At 51.6% G+C, this 15,981-nt stretch carries 17 protein-coding genes and 1 other RNA gene; 5 read left to right on the plus strand and 13 right to left on the minus strand.

Annotated features, from left to right (window positions below; all coding sequences use genetic code 11):
* Positions 1-6 precede the first annotated feature (6 nt).
* From ACYQ2C_RS08375 to ACYQ2C_RS08415, 9 genes are all read right to left on the minus strand, one after another.
* Positions 7-777, minus strand: a complete 771-nt coding sequence (locus tag ACYQ2C_RS08375; RefSeq protein WP_460101382.1) for an ATP-binding protein — start codon at positions 775-777, stop codon at positions 7-9.
* Positions 778-803: 26 nt separating this feature from the next.
* A complete protein-coding gene (locus ACYQ2C_RS08380) occupies positions 804-1,820 on the minus strand; it encodes a PD-(D/E)XK nuclease family protein (protein WP_460101380.1) in 1,017 nt (338 codons plus the stop codon).
* Entirely contained in the window at positions 1,817-2,152 is a 336-nt protein-coding gene (locus tag ACYQ2C_RS08385) for a hypothetical protein (RefSeq protein ID WP_029917937.1), read from the minus strand. The genes ACYQ2C_RS08380 and ACYQ2C_RS08385 overlap by 4 nt, the downstream gene beginning before the upstream one ends.
* 104 nt (positions 2,153-2,256) lie before the next feature.
* Complete coding sequence (locus tag ACYQ2C_RS08390; RefSeq protein ID WP_460101378.1) at positions 2,257-2,841, minus strand: sigma-70 family RNA polymerase sigma factor; 585 nt, start codon at positions 2,839-2,841, stop codon at positions 2,257-2,259.
* A gap of 195 nt (positions 2,842-3,036) precedes the next feature.
* Positions 3,037-3,363: a hypothetical protein gene (locus tag ACYQ2C_RS08395; RefSeq protein ID WP_028577538.1), complete on the minus strand. Its 327-nt coding sequence runs from the start codon at positions 3,361-3,363 to the stop codon at positions 3,037-3,039.
* A gap of 173 nt (positions 3,364-3,536) precedes the next feature.
* Positions 3,537-5,639, minus strand: a complete 2,103-nt coding sequence (locus tag ACYQ2C_RS08400; protein ID WP_460101375.1) for a 7-cyano-7-deazaguanine synthase — start codon at positions 5,637-5,639, stop codon at positions 3,537-3,539.
* Complete coding sequence (locus ACYQ2C_RS08405) at positions 5,629-6,417, minus strand: hypothetical protein (protein WP_460101373.1); 789 nt, start codon at positions 6,415-6,417, stop codon at positions 5,629-5,631. The genes ACYQ2C_RS08400 and ACYQ2C_RS08405 overlap by 11 nt, the downstream gene beginning before the upstream one ends.
* Positions 6,418-6,450: 33 nt before the next feature.
* Positions 6,451-6,684: a LexA family protein gene (locus ACYQ2C_RS08410; protein WP_009379056.1), complete on the minus strand. Its 234-nt coding sequence runs from the start codon at positions 6,682-6,684 to the stop codon at positions 6,451-6,453.
* 116 nt (positions 6,685-6,800) lie between these two features.
* Complete coding sequence (locus ACYQ2C_RS08415; RefSeq protein WP_460101371.1) at positions 6,801-6,950, minus strand: hypothetical protein; 150 nt, start codon at positions 6,948-6,950, stop codon at positions 6,801-6,803.
* A gap of 30 nt (positions 6,951-6,980) precedes the next feature.
* Between ACYQ2C_RS08415 and ACYQ2C_RS08420 the strand changes: the two genes are divergently transcribed.
* From ACYQ2C_RS08420 to ACYQ2C_RS08435, 4 genes are read left to right on the plus strand one after another with little or no spacing between them, the layout of a single operon-like run.
* Entirely contained in the window at positions 6,981-7,223 is a 243-nt protein-coding gene (locus ACYQ2C_RS08420) for a hypothetical protein (protein WP_460101369.1), read from the plus strand.
* Between the two features lie 34 nt (positions 7,224-7,257).
* Positions 7,258-7,782 carry a DUF2924 domain-containing protein gene (locus tag ACYQ2C_RS08425; RefSeq protein ID WP_460101367.1) on the plus strand — a complete coding sequence of 175 codons (525 nt, stop codon included), beginning with the start codon at positions 7,258-7,260 and terminating at the stop codon, positions 7,780-7,782.
* The gene (locus ACYQ2C_RS08430; protein ID WP_460101365.1) at positions 7,775-9,361 is read left to right on the plus strand and encodes a recombinase family protein; all 1,587 of its coding nucleotides are present in this window, start codon (positions 7,775-7,777) and stop codon (positions 9,359-9,361) included. The genes ACYQ2C_RS08425 and ACYQ2C_RS08430 overlap by 8 nt, the downstream gene beginning before the upstream one ends.
* Positions 9,358-9,780 (plus strand): hypothetical protein, encoded by a 423-nt coding sequence (locus ACYQ2C_RS08435; protein WP_205227925.1) that lies wholly within the window; start codon positions 9,358-9,360, stop codon positions 9,778-9,780. The genes ACYQ2C_RS08430 and ACYQ2C_RS08435 overlap by 4 nt, the downstream gene beginning before the upstream one ends.
* A gap of 419 nt (positions 9,781-10,199) precedes the next feature.
* Here ACYQ2C_RS08435 and ssrA read toward each other — a convergent pair.
* Both ssrA and ACYQ2C_RS08445 read right to left on the minus strand, forming a co-directional pair.
* Positions 10,200-10,594: a transfer-messenger RNA gene (gene ssrA, locus ACYQ2C_RS08440) on the minus strand.
* 132 nt (positions 10,595-10,726) lie between these two features.
* On the minus strand, positions 10,727-11,344 hold the full coding sequence (locus ACYQ2C_RS08445; protein WP_460101362.1) for a hypothetical protein: 618 nt from the start codon (positions 11,342-11,344) through the stop codon (positions 10,727-10,729).
* 1,218 nt (positions 11,345-12,562) lie between these two features.
* Here ACYQ2C_RS08445 and ACYQ2C_RS08450 point away from each other — a divergent pair.
* A complete protein-coding gene (locus tag ACYQ2C_RS08450) occupies positions 12,563-12,739 on the plus strand; it encodes a hypothetical protein (RefSeq protein WP_460101360.1) in 177 nt (58 codons plus the stop codon).
* A 351-nt stretch (positions 12,740-13,090) separates the two neighbouring features.
* Here the strand turns inward: ACYQ2C_RS08450 and ACYQ2C_RS08455 are convergent, their stop codons facing one another.
* Positions 13,091-14,074 (minus strand): hypothetical protein, encoded by a 984-nt coding sequence (locus ACYQ2C_RS08455; protein WP_460101358.1) that lies wholly within the window; start codon positions 14,072-14,074, stop codon positions 13,091-13,093.
* On the minus strand, positions 14,034-15,197 hold the full coding sequence (locus tag ACYQ2C_RS08460) for a hypothetical protein (protein ID WP_460101356.1): 1,164 nt from the start codon (positions 15,195-15,197) through the stop codon (positions 14,034-14,036). Before ACYQ2C_RS08460 ends, ACYQ2C_RS08455 begins: the two co-directional genes overlap by 41 nt.
* Between the last annotated feature and the right edge of the window lie 784 nt (positions 15,198-15,981).

Genomic DNA, 15,981 nt, shown 5'->3' on the forward strand with positions numbered 1-15,981 from the left:
ATCTCCTTACTGTTGGGGTTTCGCCGCCGCACTCGCGGTCGGCTCCGGCTTCGGCCGGGCGGCACTCGCCGCAGCTCCGGCTGCCGTGTTGTTGAACGCTTTCATGAAGCTCGGAAAATCGAGGGGGATGACTTCGGGGAGTCGGCCGGTGCGGTCACCGGCGTCGTAGTTGGGACTCGGCTTGGTGCGCATCACGCGCTGCCAGACCGGCTTGCCGTCCTCGCCGGTTTTCATGTCCAGGTCGCAGAACAGGATCAGGTCCACCAGACCGGTAACCAGCTTCCGCGCCTTTTCCGGCAGCGTCGGCACGATGCGGGTGTGTTTGCCGGTCCGGGTCTCGATGTCCCGCTCCTGGGAGTGGGAAATCAGGATCAGCCCGTGGGGCAGGAAGGCGAGTTTGTTGATGACGCGCTGGAACTCGTTGTTGATCAGCGCGTAGCCCTTGCCGTAGCCCAGGTCGGATTCGTGCTCGATCTTGAATTTCTTGCAGACGTAGTCCGAGCACATCTTGTAGGCGTTATCCACCGTGTCGACGACGATGGTCTTGAACTCGTGCTTGCCCTCGGCGATCTCCGCGCAGGCCTGCAGGAGGTCATCCCAGCAGGTGATCGGGGTCTGGAACACCTCCAGGGCGTTCAGGCCCGGCTCGGTCGCCAGGAACAGTGCGTCATCGGCCTTGGAGCACCAGGTGCTCTTGCCGATCTTGCTCGGGCCGTACACCAGGGCGGTGAGGTCCGAGAGCGTGTGTTTGGGTTTGCTTTTGGTCTTGGGAAGCATGGCTTCGTCTCCTTATGGTTGGGATTTCAAAACACCGGAGCGGCGTCTTCACCGGCTCCGTCCCGCAGCTCTTCGTGCGGGGCGATCCGTTGGAAATGGTTTTCGATGACGTTGGGGTTGCCGCCCGAGCGGCAGAGCTGGAAGTAGGCGCAGGGCCTTCCGTACTGGAAGCAGTAGCTGGTGTTGCGGTAGAAGGTGTTGCGCCGACGGGCGTCGAGCATGGCTTTGGAGAGTTCCCACAGCTCCGCCCGCAGTTCCTCGAACTGGTCGCGGGAGATGTAGAGCACCTCGCGATGAAACATGCCCGGCTCGAGGTACTTCTCCTGGAGCCGTTGCTGGAAGGTTTCGTCGTCCTCCGGCAGCTTGCGCTTGGCGCTGCTCTTGCCGGTTTTCGACTTGGCAATCAGCTCCGCCCGGCGGGCCTCGAATTCGGCTTCGGTCTCACCCTTGCCCTGGCGCAACTTGGCCTTGACCAGGACGTTGTAGATGATGCCGCTGACCGTGATGCCGAGGGTCTGCTCCAGGTACCAGGCGTAGAGGATGATCTGGAAATCGGTCCACAGCCGCTCCAGGTAGCTGGCGTCGATCTGCGAGGCGGTTTTGTGTTCAAGCAGGAAATACTGGCCATCCTGACGGACGATGCCGTCCACCTTCCCGGCGAGAATGAAACTGCGCGAGGTCGCCCCGGTCGCCGGGTTGACGATGGGACCTTCGAAGGTCTTTTCGAGCGCGACGACCTCGAACGCTTCGGCCGGGTAGTGTTTCGCATAGGCGCTCATCATGGCCCGGGCGAGATGCCAGTCGGCCTGTTGATGGTCGTCCTGCGCCCGGTTCGGATAGGTCCGGTCGATGTGGTCGAGGACCTTGGCCAGATCCCGCTCGCCGTGCCAGCACTCCAGGCAATCGTGAATGACCGAGCCGAAGGCCAGATTGGGGTCGCGCTCGAGCGGCACCAGCTCGTCGATGTAGCGCCACTTGCAGGCCATGCGGCAGTTGCGGAACAGCCGCCACATGGAATAGGTGGTGGTCATCAGCTCGCTCATACCGCCACCCCCGCTTCGGCGGCGGGCGCTGCGCGATGCTTGGAGGCACAGGCGCAACCCGACGGCTGGGATCGTTCGATCAGGACCGAGCGTTCGCCGTATTCCTTGGTGGCGAAGCCAGTGAAGATGCGGGCAAGGTCGCTGCCGACATCGGTGGAGGCGTCAATCACGCAGGTGCGGCGGGCCTTGTCCAAATTGAACCGGCTCTCCATCCGCACACGGGAACGGCCATGCAGGCTTTCGACGGCCAGCATCGCCAGCATGAAAGTGTCTTCCAGTTCCTGGGCCGGGACCGACTCGTCAAAACGGTACTTGTAGGTGTCGTGAGTCATGGTTGAACTCCTCTTTTGTTCAGGTTCTGATTTCCGAGGCCCCGGATAGCCGCACCATGCGGCACGGTGCTTACTTACCGGAGGCGGGGCCGATGCGTCGGAGATCACAGATAGTCCTCGAGCCCGGCCTCGCGGAACGCGTCCCGGAGCTTGCTCAGCCGGTCGTAGAGGGTGGTTCTGGGAATGCCCATCTCCCGGGCGACTTCGGCCATGGTGCTGTCGTGCAGGCGCAAGCACAGATCCCGGAGCTCTTCCGGCAGCGAGGCGATGGCCTGGCCGAGATCCATGCGGATCTCATGGGCGAGGCGCTCTCTTGTTTCGCGGCTGCCGCCGCTCAGAGAGCCTTCGCTATCCAGGAAGTCGATCCGCTCGGTGGTGTCGCCCTCACCGTTGTCGAGGGGTTCGTTGAGTGATGTTTGGCAGAGCCGCCAGTCCCGGCATTGGGCGAACCGGGCCTCCAGAATGGTGGAGATGTGACGTTCGACGATCCGGGCCATGAAGGTGGTCTTCTTGGCCTTGGCGGGATTGAAATGCCGCATCCGCTGCAGCAGATCGATCATCAGTTCCTGTTCGAGGTCGGGTCTGTCGTCCTCGGTGAATCCGGCCTTGCCTACGAGTTGACGTGCTTTGTGCCGAATGAGGTCGGCGGCATACTTGTCGATGCCGTCGTAAGAATTCTGAGAAACCATCGGGGCCTCCTCGGAGCGAGGAGGAGGTCCGCGTGGGTGTCGGCACGGGCCAGATCACAGGACAAAGCTGTCGCGTGGGCGAAGGGGTCGCAGGTACGCCGCCAATTGCCGTATTCGGCTCGGCGACACCCACAACAGCCTCCGCCATGCGTCTAGCTTGTTGTCCAGTGTCTAAGGGTTCAGGTCGTTACGTGTTCAGGCTGCCCGTTCCTCGATGCGCATCAGGAACGGGAGACCGTGCTTGATCTCGAGCAGGCAGACTTTTCCGCTGCCCATCTGCGCGAGGTGCTCCAGCAGCGCCACGACCTCTTGCTTGAGAATGAAGTCATCCTGGTCGCGCTCGGGCCGGGGGCCGCTCTGTCCAGCCAGCTTGATCTCGCGCTCGATGACCGTGTCAGGGGTGAGTTCCGGCTCGCCGTCGCGGACCGGAATGTTGGTGATGCGGCCGAAGTTGATGTCCTGCATCAACTCGATGAGTCGCCGCTTCGGTGGGGTGAGATGTGCTTTGTTGACTTGTGCCACTGCCAGTCTCCTTGTTCGGAAGTTCTGGCACGCCCGGTGGCCAACCCTGTGCTGACCAATAAAAAACGCCGGATCGCGCCTTCATTGGGGAAGGCGCTACATCCGGCGTCGCAATGGCTACATTTGGCGTAGCGGAAATATTTTTTAGTTTTTTCTTCCTGGGTGGTCCCGGGTCACTCGTTGACTATCGGGCGGACCTCCCAAACGATCTCCTCTTCGGTCCGGTAGACCGGTTCGTTGCCGCACTTGATGGACTCCTTCAGGTGGGCGGCCAGCGGCTTGTCATACTTTTCCAGATACGTGATGGCCCGGTTCACGGCACTCCGGAAGGCGTCGCGGATGTTCTTCCGCTTGTCGTTGGATTTCCGGAGTTTGCCACCCAGACCAACCGCCTCGTTAATTGCGGCGGTGATCTGGGTCATTTCGTTCTCAAGCCGCTGGATTTCGGCATCGTTGTTTTCTGCCCGGGCTTCTTCAATTTCCCGAAGAAGCTCGTGAGCCGTCTCCCGGTATTGCTCGACGGCCTTGCGGTCGGCAACGAAGCCGGTATCACCCAACGGAACCCCCTGGGTGACCTGAAAACCTTCGTCGGTCTCATTGGAGTTCAGGACCGCATTGCAGCTATCGATGGCAAACCCGCAGACGATCTCGTAGACCGAGGTTTCCTTGTTGGGCCTCGCCAGGAGGAAGTTAATGTACTCGGCTCCTTTGTCGACACCCGTCACGAGCACCTCGGCGTTGCCGTTAAAGCGTGCGGCCCAGACACCCCCGCGCTTCCTGAAGTAGTTGTCCGGCTGCTTCTGCTCGACCGGAATGGCGAGGACGGAGATTACCGATCCCGATTCATAAACCGTCCTGAGTAGGCAGTCTCCTGGCAAGGTGCGTTGGCGGATGGCGGTGATGTTGCGGCCAACCATTGTGTCCATTGCATCGCAGACCTCCTTGGCGTGGCGCTTGTAAAGGTCATAGACCTTCTGGGCCACTTTTCCGGAGTTCCCATTAAGGTAGCGGAAGACCCGACTGACCTCGCTGAATCGGGCGATAAACTGGGTGATGTCGTCCTGCTCGCGTACCTGGTTGGCACGCTCCAGGTACGCGGCTGTCATGATCTTGTCCTCGTCCTTGCTTCGGCTTTGGGTGAAGATGTCGGCTTTATAGGCTTCCACTGGGTCATATTGATCGGCTTTTGCCGCAATCATGGCAAAACGCCTGTCGATACACTGGGAACACGTTCCGCAATGCGTATGGTGATTGGTCATCTCCCAGGTATGGGTGCAGGTGGTCGATGCCGCGATCATGTCCTGGCATCCGGCCTTTGTGATCACCTCGATGACACCGGCCTTGGTTTTCCAGATGTAGGGATTCTCAATCGTGAACGGTTCGCCAGCCACCAGGCTGATGATTTCCTGAAAGCCTCGGATCACCCTGGGGTGGGTGGTGCGTGTTGCCCGGCCGCCGACTACCTGAGCGCAGACCGGCAGATTCAAACTGATGACCCCGTTTTCGTAAAAACGGACGCTTTTCAGATTGAGCATTTTTGCGATGGTCGCCCCGATAGACACATAGAGGAAGGATCGGCTGCGCTGGGTGTACTCGTAGTTCAGCCCCTTGTTCTTGTTGACCCGGACGCCGATGTGTAGCGGGGCGTTTTCCCCAGCCTTGTCGGCAATCATCTTTTCCAGTCGCCGGTGGCGCGTGTTGAGCTTCGGTGTCGACTTGTGGGTAACAAGGACGACCTTGTGTTTTTCATTCAGAACTTCATCGATGGCTCCCGCCAGCGAGTCCAGCCCACCTGAAAACATCACTACCTGTTCTGGATAGCCGAAGAGCCGTCCGTCATCATCAAATTTTAGATATCCCTGGAATGCCTGAGCCTCTTTCAGTTTGACGAACTCGAAGTGATAGTTGTCGTCAGACAAGAAACCAAGCGTGGAGCGCAGCGCCTGGTGGATATCGTCTCCGTTCCAAAAATCTGGCTTCCGCACCGGGATGATGAAGTGCAGATCCCTGCGCCAGCCATGGCCAAAAGAATCGACGTCGTCGGCCCCTCGTGGGATGGCCTGATCGGCACTGTAAACGTAGGTGGCGATTTCGAGCAGGTCCTGGAAAGAATCAGGCACGTCCTTGCTCATCTTTTTGTGGATGTCTTCAATGCGTAGGGTGATCTTGTCCGGCCCATCCTTGCCCCAAAGGCGCAGGCGCAGATCACGGTCAGGATTTTCTTCAATCCCATCGGTTGGTGCGTTCCCACAGATGATATATCGTTTATCTTGCATCGGCTCGCGCTCCTTCTTTTAGCTCGTCCTTCATCTTTTTCAGCGCGTAAGAGGCGAAGCCATTGGAAGACTCCCTGGAGATGTCACCACCTTCTTCGTACCTGTGCTTGGAAAACCAATCTGCCGAAAACTGCTCGACGATCAGGGACGCCTCTTTACAGTGCGTGTTCAGAGCCTTCTCGAATTGTCCCATTTCATTCATGGTGGCAAAGCGCTGGCCCTCGCCCAGATGGGTAGCCAGCGTTTTTGAGAGGAAGTAGTTCATGCTCTCGTTGGTCAGCTTGGCGAAGAAAGTCCGCGACAGCTCTCCGAACTCCCGCTTTTTCCCGAGCGCTGCCAGTGCGGCCCGAACATCATCTGGCCCGGGGGCGAAGAGAGACGGCAGTTTTGGTGAGATGTGCTCTACCAGGGCTCCGACCAATGCACGCTGAGACATTTCACCGAGGTCGGATCGGCCACCGTTGAACTCCAATTTGTTATCCAGGGCCTCGGAGACTGCGGCGGCAAGATCGGGAAGGGATGTATCCTGCGGCAGGTTGACGCCGAGGGATTGGAGATGCTCGCCGAGGTTCTCCTTTTTTGCGGCAATGGCGAGTTGCGTCATCAACCAGACCGCCTCGGTGAACCCCTCATCGTTGAGCACGAAGGTGAATGCTTTATCGGCTGCCCGGATTGTTGCGTTTGCGATTTGGGACACGTCGGCACCGGCCGTGATCAGGCCGACCACCTCTTTCCATGCCCTCGACCTCGGAAGGCTTCCAAGTCTGACGTGCCCCATGTCGATCTCCTTATTTTTCGCGACCCAGCATCGTTATTCGGGCCTCCTGATGACGACGATGCTTCGGGCCTTACGAGCTTCTTTCTTCAGATAGCCTTTCCGTACCAGTTGAGCGATCTGCTCGTGGGCGCTCGCGTGGCTGATACCAAGGACTTCCGACAATTCTTTCACCGTTGGCGGCAACCCCTTTTCATCGATGATTTGGCAAATGACCCTCAGCGTGTTTGCTTGTGGGTCGGTTATTTCCGATACCTTTTTCTTTCCCATGGCGATTGCTCCGTGTCGTAGCCACTGAGCGGATTAAGCCCAATTTATGACCACAAAATATACGACCTGATGAACATCAGGTCAATCAAAAAAACAGGACTTCTCGTCTGATTCCGTCATCTTGCACGTCCCTCCGGTAGGTAACGAACGCAAGTCCGGTTCAAGCCGGATGTAACCAGATAACCGACCAGAGGCGGAGCTGAGGCGGTTGTGGGTGCCATAAAACGCGCATCCCGACCGCCACCGTTTTCTGGCATCCACACCATCCAGTCCCCCGGTCCCACCGGAGGTGTTCGATGTTGGATGTACAGGAAATGAATGATGGGCCGGGGCTTGATGACCTTGGCGAAAACGGCAAACCCGGCCGCCTGTCGGGTGAGGCGAGGCTCCAGTCAGCCGCCTCGATTCTGGCCACGGCGGTCCTGCGCCGAAAGGCCAAAAAAGCATGTGCGGGCAATGAGTTAGATGCTTTCAAAGATTCTTCCCCTGTGCTCGGAGAAGGACTTGATTCATTGCCGGAACAGAGCATTCATTCATGACAACTCGTCCGGAAACCAAAATAAGGAGTTGAAAATGAATGAGTTACAGAACGCCGCCACCGGCGGCAAGAACCAGGACCGAACCCGAAACTCGGTCCTTCGGCAGATGGCCCTGCTGCAATCCATGTCCCTGGAGCAGCTCCGGGAAAAATGGCTCGACCTCTACGGCGAAGAGCCGCCCCAGTACAAGAAGCAATTCCTCATCAAGAGGCTGGCCTATCGCATCCAGGAGCTTTTCTACGGTGGGTTGTCGGAGCAGGCCAAGGTCCATCTCCAGCAGGCCGCCAAGGAGGACCCGGTAGCCACTGTCAATCGACGCATCCCAGAAGAGCGGAAATCGAACGAGGCGATCCTGCCCGGAACCAGACTGGTGCGGGTCTGGAACGACCGGCGCTATGAGGTGACTGTCCTTGCCGATGGCTATGAGTTCGAAGGCCGCACCTTCCGGTCGCTCAGCGCGGTGGCCAGAGAGATCACCGGGACCAGGTGGAACGGCAAGGTCTTTTTCGGGCTGAAGAAGGTTTACGGCAGAAAAGCCGAGGGAGGTTCGAATGCTTGATAACAGCAATGTCGCGCCGGGCAAGAACAAGACCCTGCGCTGCGCCATTTACACACGCAAGAGCCACGAGGAAGGGCTCGAACAGGAGTTCAACTCGTTGGATGCCCAACGGGAGTCGGCGGAACACTATATCGAAGCCCAGCGGATGCGGGGCTGGACGGCTCTGCCGGATCGCTATGATGACGGCGGTTTCTCAGGTGGGAACATGGAGCGCCCGGGGCTGCGCCGACTGCTGGCGGACATCGACGCCGGGAAGATTGATGTGATCGTGGTCTACAAGGTCGACCGGCTGTCCCGCTCGCTGCTGGACTTCATGAAAATGATCGACCTCTTCAACGAAAAGGGTGTCAGCTTCGTCTCGGTCACCCAGCACTTCAGCACCACCGACCCAACCGGCCGAATGTTTCTCGGCATCCTGATCACCTTCGCCCAGTACGAGCGGGAGGTCATTGCCGAGCGTATCCGGGACAAGGTGGCGGCTGCCAAGCGCCGGGGGAAATACTGCGGCGGCGTACCCATCCTCGGATACGACGTTGACCGGGATAATAAGAAGCTGCTGGTCAACCCCGATGAGGCCAGGACGGTGCAGTACATCTTCCGCCGCTTTATCCAGATCGGCTCGGCCAAGAAGCTTGGCCAGGAGCTGAACGAACAGGGTTACCGCACCAAGGCCTGGACCACCAAGAAAGGCAAAGTCCGTGAGGGCTCCGAATGGAACACCGCCCATATCTACCGGCTGCTCAACAACCGGATCTATATCGGCGAGATCGCCCACAAGGACCGCAGTTACCCCGGCGAGCACGAAGGGATCATCGACCGGGCGACCTGGAACAAGGTGCAAGCCATCCTGGTGGACAACAAACCGGTCAAGGTATCCATGGCCAGAACCAAAATGGTCGCCCCGCTGAAAGGCGTCATCCGCTGCGGCCACTGCGGATGCTCGATGGGACCGACCTACGCCCGCAAGAACGGCCGCCACTACACCTATTACATCTGCCAGAAGGACAGCAAGCGGACCGTGAGCCGGTGCCCGCTCAAACGTATTCCCGCCGGGGACATCGAGCAGGCCGTAGTCGAGCAGTTGAGCGCGGTGTTCCGCACACCGACGCTGGTGGCCAAGACCTACTTCGCTGCCCGGGACATCGAGCAGGCGGAGCGAGAGCGGCTGTTCAAACAGAAAGCCCAGCTCGAGATGGAGCTGTCGCAGGCGCGAGAGCAGGCACTTGAACTGATGAAGCCCGGCAACGATCAGCCGGGCAAGGCCGAGATGCTGACGACCGTCAACCGCCAGGCGGTCGAGCTCTCGAAACAACTGACCCATGTGAGCGAGCGATGCAGAGCCTACCAGGGGACCAGCATCACGGAACAGGATGTGTCGGAGGCCTTCCAGAATGTGGAGGGGTTCTGGGAAGATCTTTTCCCGGTGGAGCGGAATCGCCTCATCCGCCTCCTGGTGGACAAGGTGGAGATCCGCGAGACCGGAATCGACATGGAGCTGCGCACCAACGGGCTGACAACGCTAATCGCCGAGCTGGCCGGTCTGGCATGCGAAGTCACGGAACGGAGGACAAGCCGATGAAAATGAAGCCGACCATTACCGTTGCCGACAACGGCAACCTGCAGATCCACATCCCGATGCTGATCCGGCGCATGCGCGGCCGCAAGACGGTCATCGCTCCCCAGGCCCTGGATGGAGAAATCACCGGAGCGCAGGAACCGGTGCAGTCCGCCATCCTCCAGGCGCTGGGAAGAGCCTTTTCCTGGGCCGACATCCTCGAATCCGGCCAGATCAAGTCCATCAGCGAGCTTGCCCGTACCCTCGACGTCGATGGCTCGTATGTGGCCCGCATCCTCAAGCTGACGACCCTGGCCCCCGACATCGTCGAAGCCCTGATCAACGGTGAGGAACCCAACGGGCTTTCGCTGGCCAAATTGACCCAGACCTTTCCGGAGGACTGGGCCGAGCAGCGCCGCCAGTTCGGCTTTGCCACCGACTGACGACCGGACCGGAGACCGCCCCAGAGAGCCGACCATCAGCGTCGGCTTTTCTTCTTTAGGGGGCAGGAAGCCGGAGTTGACCGCGCTTCTTTTCATGGGCGCAGCGGGTGATTTCGAAAAAAACGTCCGGTTGCGGCATCGAGCGATGACCTAAGACAACCGCCAAAAACGGAAACAAGCCGCAAACCCATATCAATCAAGGATGTAGCTTCCCGGACGAGCTTCGGACTTGGTCCGGAGAAAACAGAGAATCAGGGGCCAAACAGAGAAAGAAAGGCGGGAGGATGGGGAGAATCGATGGTGCGGAGAGGTGCTTTGGAAAGATGTGAAACGGGCGCAAACCCTTTAGAAACAAGGGGAAAAAGAAAACCCGTCACCCCTGAGAATGACCCCAGAGAGACGGGTTTATCTTTTCTAAATGGTGGAGGCGGCGGGATTTGAACCCGCGTCCGCCAGCGCGCCGCTTTAAGCTCTACATGTTTAGGTCCGTTTATTAATTTAGCACCAAGCGGCCCAACGGGCAGGGCGAGTGATGCGATCTTGGTAATAATTTAACAGCGCCGCCCCAAGCGTGCTTTGCTGCGATCCCATTCTATATGACAGTTACTAACGCGATACGGGCATCTTGTTAGCAACCGCTAGCGGCCGTGGCGGCTAGAAGGTACATCAATTAGGCTGCAATTAAGCAGCTAGTTGAGCACCGTAGTTGTCATCGTTTGCAACTATTAATGTACAGCTTTGGATTAAGGTGATTGGCTGTCATCACCACATGCACTCAAAGTTTTGTCACCGTCGTCGAATCCTAATCGCCCCCGAATTCGGGTAATCAGGGCTTGGATGGCTCCAAACTTAGTATTGCTCCACCGAGCAAGAGCGAAATACTAACTGAGAAATTGAGTATTGCCAAGTAGGGATTAGTCAATGTATGGCTATAACTTGACTTATTCTAGGGAGTTTTATTGCTACCAGAAGACTGGATTGAAATATATTTAGAGGCAAACTCTGAGAATACTTCTTTACGTTTTTCTTCACTAGTGAAAAATAATACAGATCCAAGAAATAAAGCTGTTAACAGAAAAGTAGATATTGTGCTTGGTATTCCAGAAAATAACCAATGAACTAATTTTTCGAAGACGGATTTGTGAGTGAGAGAATACTCTTTAATTTTTTTTAATAAATTGGCTTCTTGCCTTTTTAACTCGTTTATATGTTTCGTGTTTAGGTTTTTAATCTCTTTCTCGTGAAGTAGTTTTAAAGATTTAACTTTATCTTCATGTGCTTTTTTTTGTAATCTCTGTTTCTCGTTGTATTTTTCTTCTGCCTCGGAAATTAAAGCATCAAAATAAGTGACGGCCATTTCTCGGTAGTCATTTAAACTATCGCTCAATAATGCCTGATCATGAAATGTTTTAACCTGTTGCTCAATTTGAACGTCGGAAGCACCGTCTGCTCTTAGGTTATTAGCGAGGTTGTGTTTTTTGTGTTTATATAAAGCGTAAGCAATTAGACCTATGGCGTCTTTATCATCCTTAACTAATGACTCAAATACCCATTTTTTGTTCAAAACACCCACCTAAAATAAAAACACCCCAATAGTGAGAGGTGTTTTATATAAACTTGAATACAACTAAATGTTAATTGAGGATAATGCTTTTGTTGATATGATTTTAATATGTTGTTTTCGATCTTCGCATACTTTGCGTCTTCCAGATAAGCTCTCCGAACTAAAATTTACCGAACGAGCTATTTTCCGTACTAGTTCTTTGTTGCGTACAGATTTCCTCTCAGTCGTCATTTAAACATCTCCGTTCTAAGTACTTATCTGTATGATAATAGCTTTTTCCATTAGTAATGAACACTAATCATAAGTTTTATATCATACTATTAAAATGAACTAATGAATGTAAGTTTTTGCATTGCTATACGATTTCGAAGTTTATATATCGTTTATTCGGCTTATGGAAGATTGATTTTGTTTTGATTTCGTTTTTTTAGTTTTTTTGTCACTAAAATTATTTTATTTATAGGAGTTGAAGGATTTTTCTGCCTTTTTTTGCCGTCGACTGATATGAGAGTTGATTTAAATTGATGTGTAATGAACTCTAATCCATATGTGAATTGGTCCTCTAACTTTAATTTATTCCATAATTTTTTTAGAAACTGTTTTCTTTATCAGGTTTTTCTGTTTGCAACCAAGGAAATGCGTTTTTGAACCTTGGTACCTCTGTAATCTTTGGAGATTTTAAATGCAGATTTAAGTGACATCCGTAGAAATAAAACAGTTAGTTTGATAAATGAAGGGTGGGGCTGAGTCGATATAAATGTAGAGATGAAAGTGTTCAATTTTATAGTGATTGTTTCTCTGAAGAATTGTAAGCCGATATGGAGAAAATCTATTGGATTTATTTTGTTATTCTTATGTTTGAGGTACATCCTTAGGTTTTAGAGTTGGTTGCCCGAGCATCAATTAATATAGAGGAATCTAATTAACTTCTACGATTTGTCATAACATGTACTTAAGCGTAAATAAAGAAATTATTGAAAACCCAGTTAGTTACAGTTTAACAAGTATTTCTTTGAAAATGGAAAAACTTAATTTCAAAAAACACGTTTACCTCAAAAGATTGTGCTTCACTAACAGACCGTTTGCAGCAGGGATGCTGCAAGCGAGTCTACAGGGAAGTATTTACGGCGTGTCTGTTAATGGGTGGGGGCTTTAGGTGATTTGCTAAAATAAGAAAAAATTACGTATAACTGAACATGTGATTTTTAAAGGTAAAAAATGCCGGAATTATTAATCGATAAGGTTGCTCATAAAAAATCTCATATTCTTGAGATTATGTTTAATGATGGTCATATACAGATTATCGATTTCGCACCGTTTATTTTTTCTAATGGCCACCCAGATTACGAAAAATACAAATCCGAGGCTGGGTTTTTATACCATAAGAACCTCTGATTAATTTATCCATGATTTAATCAGAGGACAGAAATTGAAAATGCGATTTCCAATTTCTTCACAATTTCAATCACTAACCGTTCTTGAAATTGGCGACACATCCTTGCGTCGCGAGAAACTCTAAGCTAATCGAGTTTCCTACAAGTTAATTGACGGTAATCTTAATTGGGATGATTACACCATGATTTTTCCTATAGAAGATTTATATTCAGGTAGGTTGTATCACTCCTTGAATACTGCCACTTAGGGGTAATACACGCCAATGTAGGGGGCCGCGTATTTCGGTTACTACGGGCCGTGTATATTGGGTTTTTGCATACGGAAAGAATTTTAACCAGTCTAACCAGTGCGTCATTTGTGTTGGTTTATAACCTTGGGTATTTCGATTGGAGTGTCGTTGGGCGTAATATCCACCTCGGGTTTTTTCCTAGATTTTTTCTCTTCAAATAACGGCCATGCAAGTTCACCAAAGGTGTTCGCAATAGACATATCATCACAGGTCGCCTTTACCTTATCCCACTCTGCCTGCGTCTTCGGCCCAACCTGCAAACGCATGGAATTGATAATTGAATCAGTCAAATCCAACATAGGTTTGGCTCTTAGCTCATCATGATAAATATCAACCCCTCCTAGATTAAAAGTAATACGCACAAACTGATGGGTTGAGACTGGAAAAAATACTAAACGTCGTAAGTCGGGATTGTCTCGACTGCCGTTATGAATCTGGTGTATATCGCACACCACCCCTTGGATACTGTCGCTTAAGGGTAATACACGCCAATGTAAGGGGCCGCGATAATGAGGTCTTTTACCGGATCGATCGTAGCCATAAAGATCATCCAAGTAATTGGCTATAGCGGATTCAAATACTCGGGGATGAAACAACTTGGTTTCTTTAAAGAGAGAGCCTTTATGCGCAGTAAGTATTACAGCGGAGGCACCTAAACGGGCTTTTTCGCCCACAAACCAAGCGCCGACAAAGTACCAAGTATTGCGGTAAAATGGCGTGTCATGCCACTGGTAGCGGCGAGCATCGGGACGGTAGTTGGGTACTATTCTAGGAGGTGCGCAGAGATCCCTACCTCTTGGATGTTTGGCATTTACACTGGAACCGTACCCGTCAATGCTAAGTATTGGGTTTGCCCAAGGGGCATTAAAATAAAAAACGGAATCCCCAAAAAACCATTTGTTCTGCCGCGGTTTTGAAAAATATGGCCCCTGTATTTCTAAATGTTCTCTCCGCTTGGGGTATACAGCTGCATAGGGGAAAAACTTTAACCAGTCCCACATAAAGTTACCGCCGTAGATTTCTTTCTTTAAACTTACTGTAGGCAAATTGAATACCGCCCACCGCACCCGTGACCAAACCCGCCGCGCCAATTACCCCGGTGGGCATACCGGATAAGGCCGTGCCTGCCACCAAAACGCCCGCACCGGCGAGGGTATTAAAGGCCATGCCGCCGTTGCCAGTACTTTTTAATAGGTCGCGGTAATTATAGGGGTCATCTTTTCGCTTAACCCGCTCTAAATTGCCCTTGAATGCGCTTAAGCTAGCGCGAATATGGCTGTTGCTGTTAAACAGGTTTTTATCCGGGATCATCTTTAATTTTATAATAGCATCGTAGGCCGGCCGCGGGTTAGAGGTGGCCCAGCACATTTTTACAATATGCTTTTGGTCCTTAAACGAAACATCCTTGGCGGCGAGGGCCATTAAGGCTTGGGTTAAGACCACAGAACCACCGCGTTCAGAGGTCCATTCAATGTCTTTTTTATTTTTAGATTGCTCCATAGTATCGGCCAATAATCCAGCAAAACCGTAGGTTTGATTAACTTTTGCTGGGTTATAATTGCGCATGCCATTCAGTTTGTCACCCAAGGGTGAATAGAGTAGATCAAAATCACATTTTAAGGAGGAGTTACCACCAAATATATCATCTAAGCGCTCAAGTGCTTCCTCCGCGGCTTTTCGAGGACTCTCGTAGTTCGTACTAGAGATCACCACCTGCCTGCCGTCTTTAGACAAAATTCGCCCATTGTTTCTAAATTTGACTTCAATCTCTGTCTCTCCCTTTTTTACAACGCTATACACACCGGGTTTCTGTAGATTCCCCTTAGCAATACTCTCGTATTCGCTACTCAGTGTTAAGTCGGTAATAACCAGCATTTTGTCGGAGCGTTTTTCTACAGTAGCGGCAATGCCGGGCACAAATACCACAACCTTGTGGAAGCTGTTGGCTTTAAAATCAATTACGTTGGGAATAAATACGTTGTGTTTACCGGTTAACCCGGTCGCTAACGCATTAAGCTGTTTGATGGCCATCAACGGATAGTAGTAGCCGCGATTAGCCGCTTTCATTAAAACTTTGGCGTGCTCTTGAACATTGGGCGCAAAAACCACGTCTTTGCCAATGCCGGGAGTATTGAGTTGTAAATATTGCCCTCGGGGTATTAACTTCATGCGAAAATCCCTTTAGTAAAAGTTTGATGAGGAACAGATTTATAAAATAATTAAGCGTGCTTATAGAATGAAAAATGAAATAAAACCTTTGCAACCAGAAGCGGAATTTGCGCGATTTTAATTTTTATAGAATTTTAAAACGTGATTTATTTCTCACCACACACTGTTAATAGTTATTTTACAAAATTAGTTAAAACCAAAGTGTTAGAAAATTACTAAAGCATTCCAAAAGCCGAATTTAACCCATCTAAAAGCCATTTTAAAATCCAACAACCAACCTAAAAAACATCCATCAAAAAAACAGACATAAAAATCACTTTTAGAGTAATTAGATAATTGCAAAAGAAAATATCTTTTTCTAATTTAAATAGTGAGTTCGTTTTTTAGAAGAATCTCAGGTTGAGGTATCTTTTTGCCTAATAATTTTTGATTAATTTAACGTGTTCTCTAAATTAAAGTGTTTTCTAAAAATGTGTTGCTAGAGGTTTAACTGAACATGAGTCTTTTTAATAACATTGTTTGTGTTTTTTTGTGATGTGTAAGTTTTGTCTTTTTTATGGTTAAAAAATTCCAAAAGTAGTAATTAATGGTAAATGATTTATTGTGGCCTATTCTCGTGGTTAGGAATCTTATAGGTGCCTCTGATTAACTCATTCATGATTTAATCAGAGGGCAAAAATTTAAAATGCGATTTTCAATTTATTAACACGCGGTTTCAAGTAATAACTGCAATTTCATAACGCAGCGAGTAAATCAACTCGCTGTCCCATAAATAATTCATTAG

Source organism: Sessilibacter sp. MAH3 (genome assembly GCF_054658275.1).

Bases quoted from the DNA above. Each gene is read 5' to 3' on its own strand.
- ACYQ2C_RS08375 (WP_460101382.1), bottom strand. From the start codon at position 777: ATGCTTCCCAAGACCAAAAGCAAACCCAAACACACGCTCTCGGACCTC.
- ACYQ2C_RS08380 (WP_460101380.1), bottom strand. From the start codon at position 1,820: ATGAGCGAGCTGATGACCACCACCTATTCCATGTGGCGGCTGTTCCGC.
- ACYQ2C_RS08385 (WP_029917937.1), bottom strand. From the start codon at position 2,152: ATGACTCACGACACCTACAAGTACCGTTTTGACGAGTCGGTCCCGGCC.
- ACYQ2C_RS08390 (WP_460101378.1), bottom strand. From the start codon at position 2,841: ATGGTTTCTCAGAATTCTTACGACGGCATCGACAAGTATGCCGCCGAC.
- ACYQ2C_RS08400 (WP_460101375.1), bottom strand. From the start codon at position 5,639: ATGCAAGATAAACGATATATCATCTGTGGGAACGCACCAACCGATGGG.
- ACYQ2C_RS08405 (WP_460101373.1), bottom strand. From the start codon at position 6,417: ATGGGGCACGTCAGACTTGGAAGCCTTCCGAGGTCGAGGGCATGGAAA.
- ACYQ2C_RS08410 (WP_009379056.1), bottom strand. From the start codon at position 6,684: ATGGGAAAGAAAAAGGTATCGGAAATAACCGACCCACAAGCAAACACG.
- ACYQ2C_RS08415 (WP_460101371.1), bottom strand. From the start codon at position 6,950: ATGGTGTGGATGCCAGAAAACGGTGGCGGTCGGGATGCGCGTTTTATG.
- ACYQ2C_RS08420 (WP_460101369.1), top strand. From the start codon at position 6,981: ATGTTGGATGTACAGGAAATGAATGATGGGCCGGGGCTTGATGACCTT.
- ACYQ2C_RS08425 (WP_460101367.1), top strand. From the start codon at position 7,258: ATGAATGAGTTACAGAACGCCGCCACCGGCGGCAAGAACCAGGACCGA.
- ACYQ2C_RS08430 (WP_460101365.1), top strand. From the start codon at position 7,775: ATGCTTGATAACAGCAATGTCGCGCCGGGCAAGAACAAGACCCTGCGC.
- ACYQ2C_RS08435 (WP_205227925.1), top strand. From the start codon at position 9,358: ATGAAAATGAAGCCGACCATTACCGTTGCCGACAACGGCAACCTGCAG.
- ACYQ2C_RS08450 (WP_460101360.1), top strand. From the start codon at position 12,563: ATGCCGGAATTATTAATCGATAAGGTTGCTCATAAAAAATCTCATATT.
- ACYQ2C_RS08460 (WP_460101356.1), bottom strand. From the start codon at position 15,197: ATGAAGTTAATACCCCGAGGGCAATATTTACAACTCAATACTCCCGGC.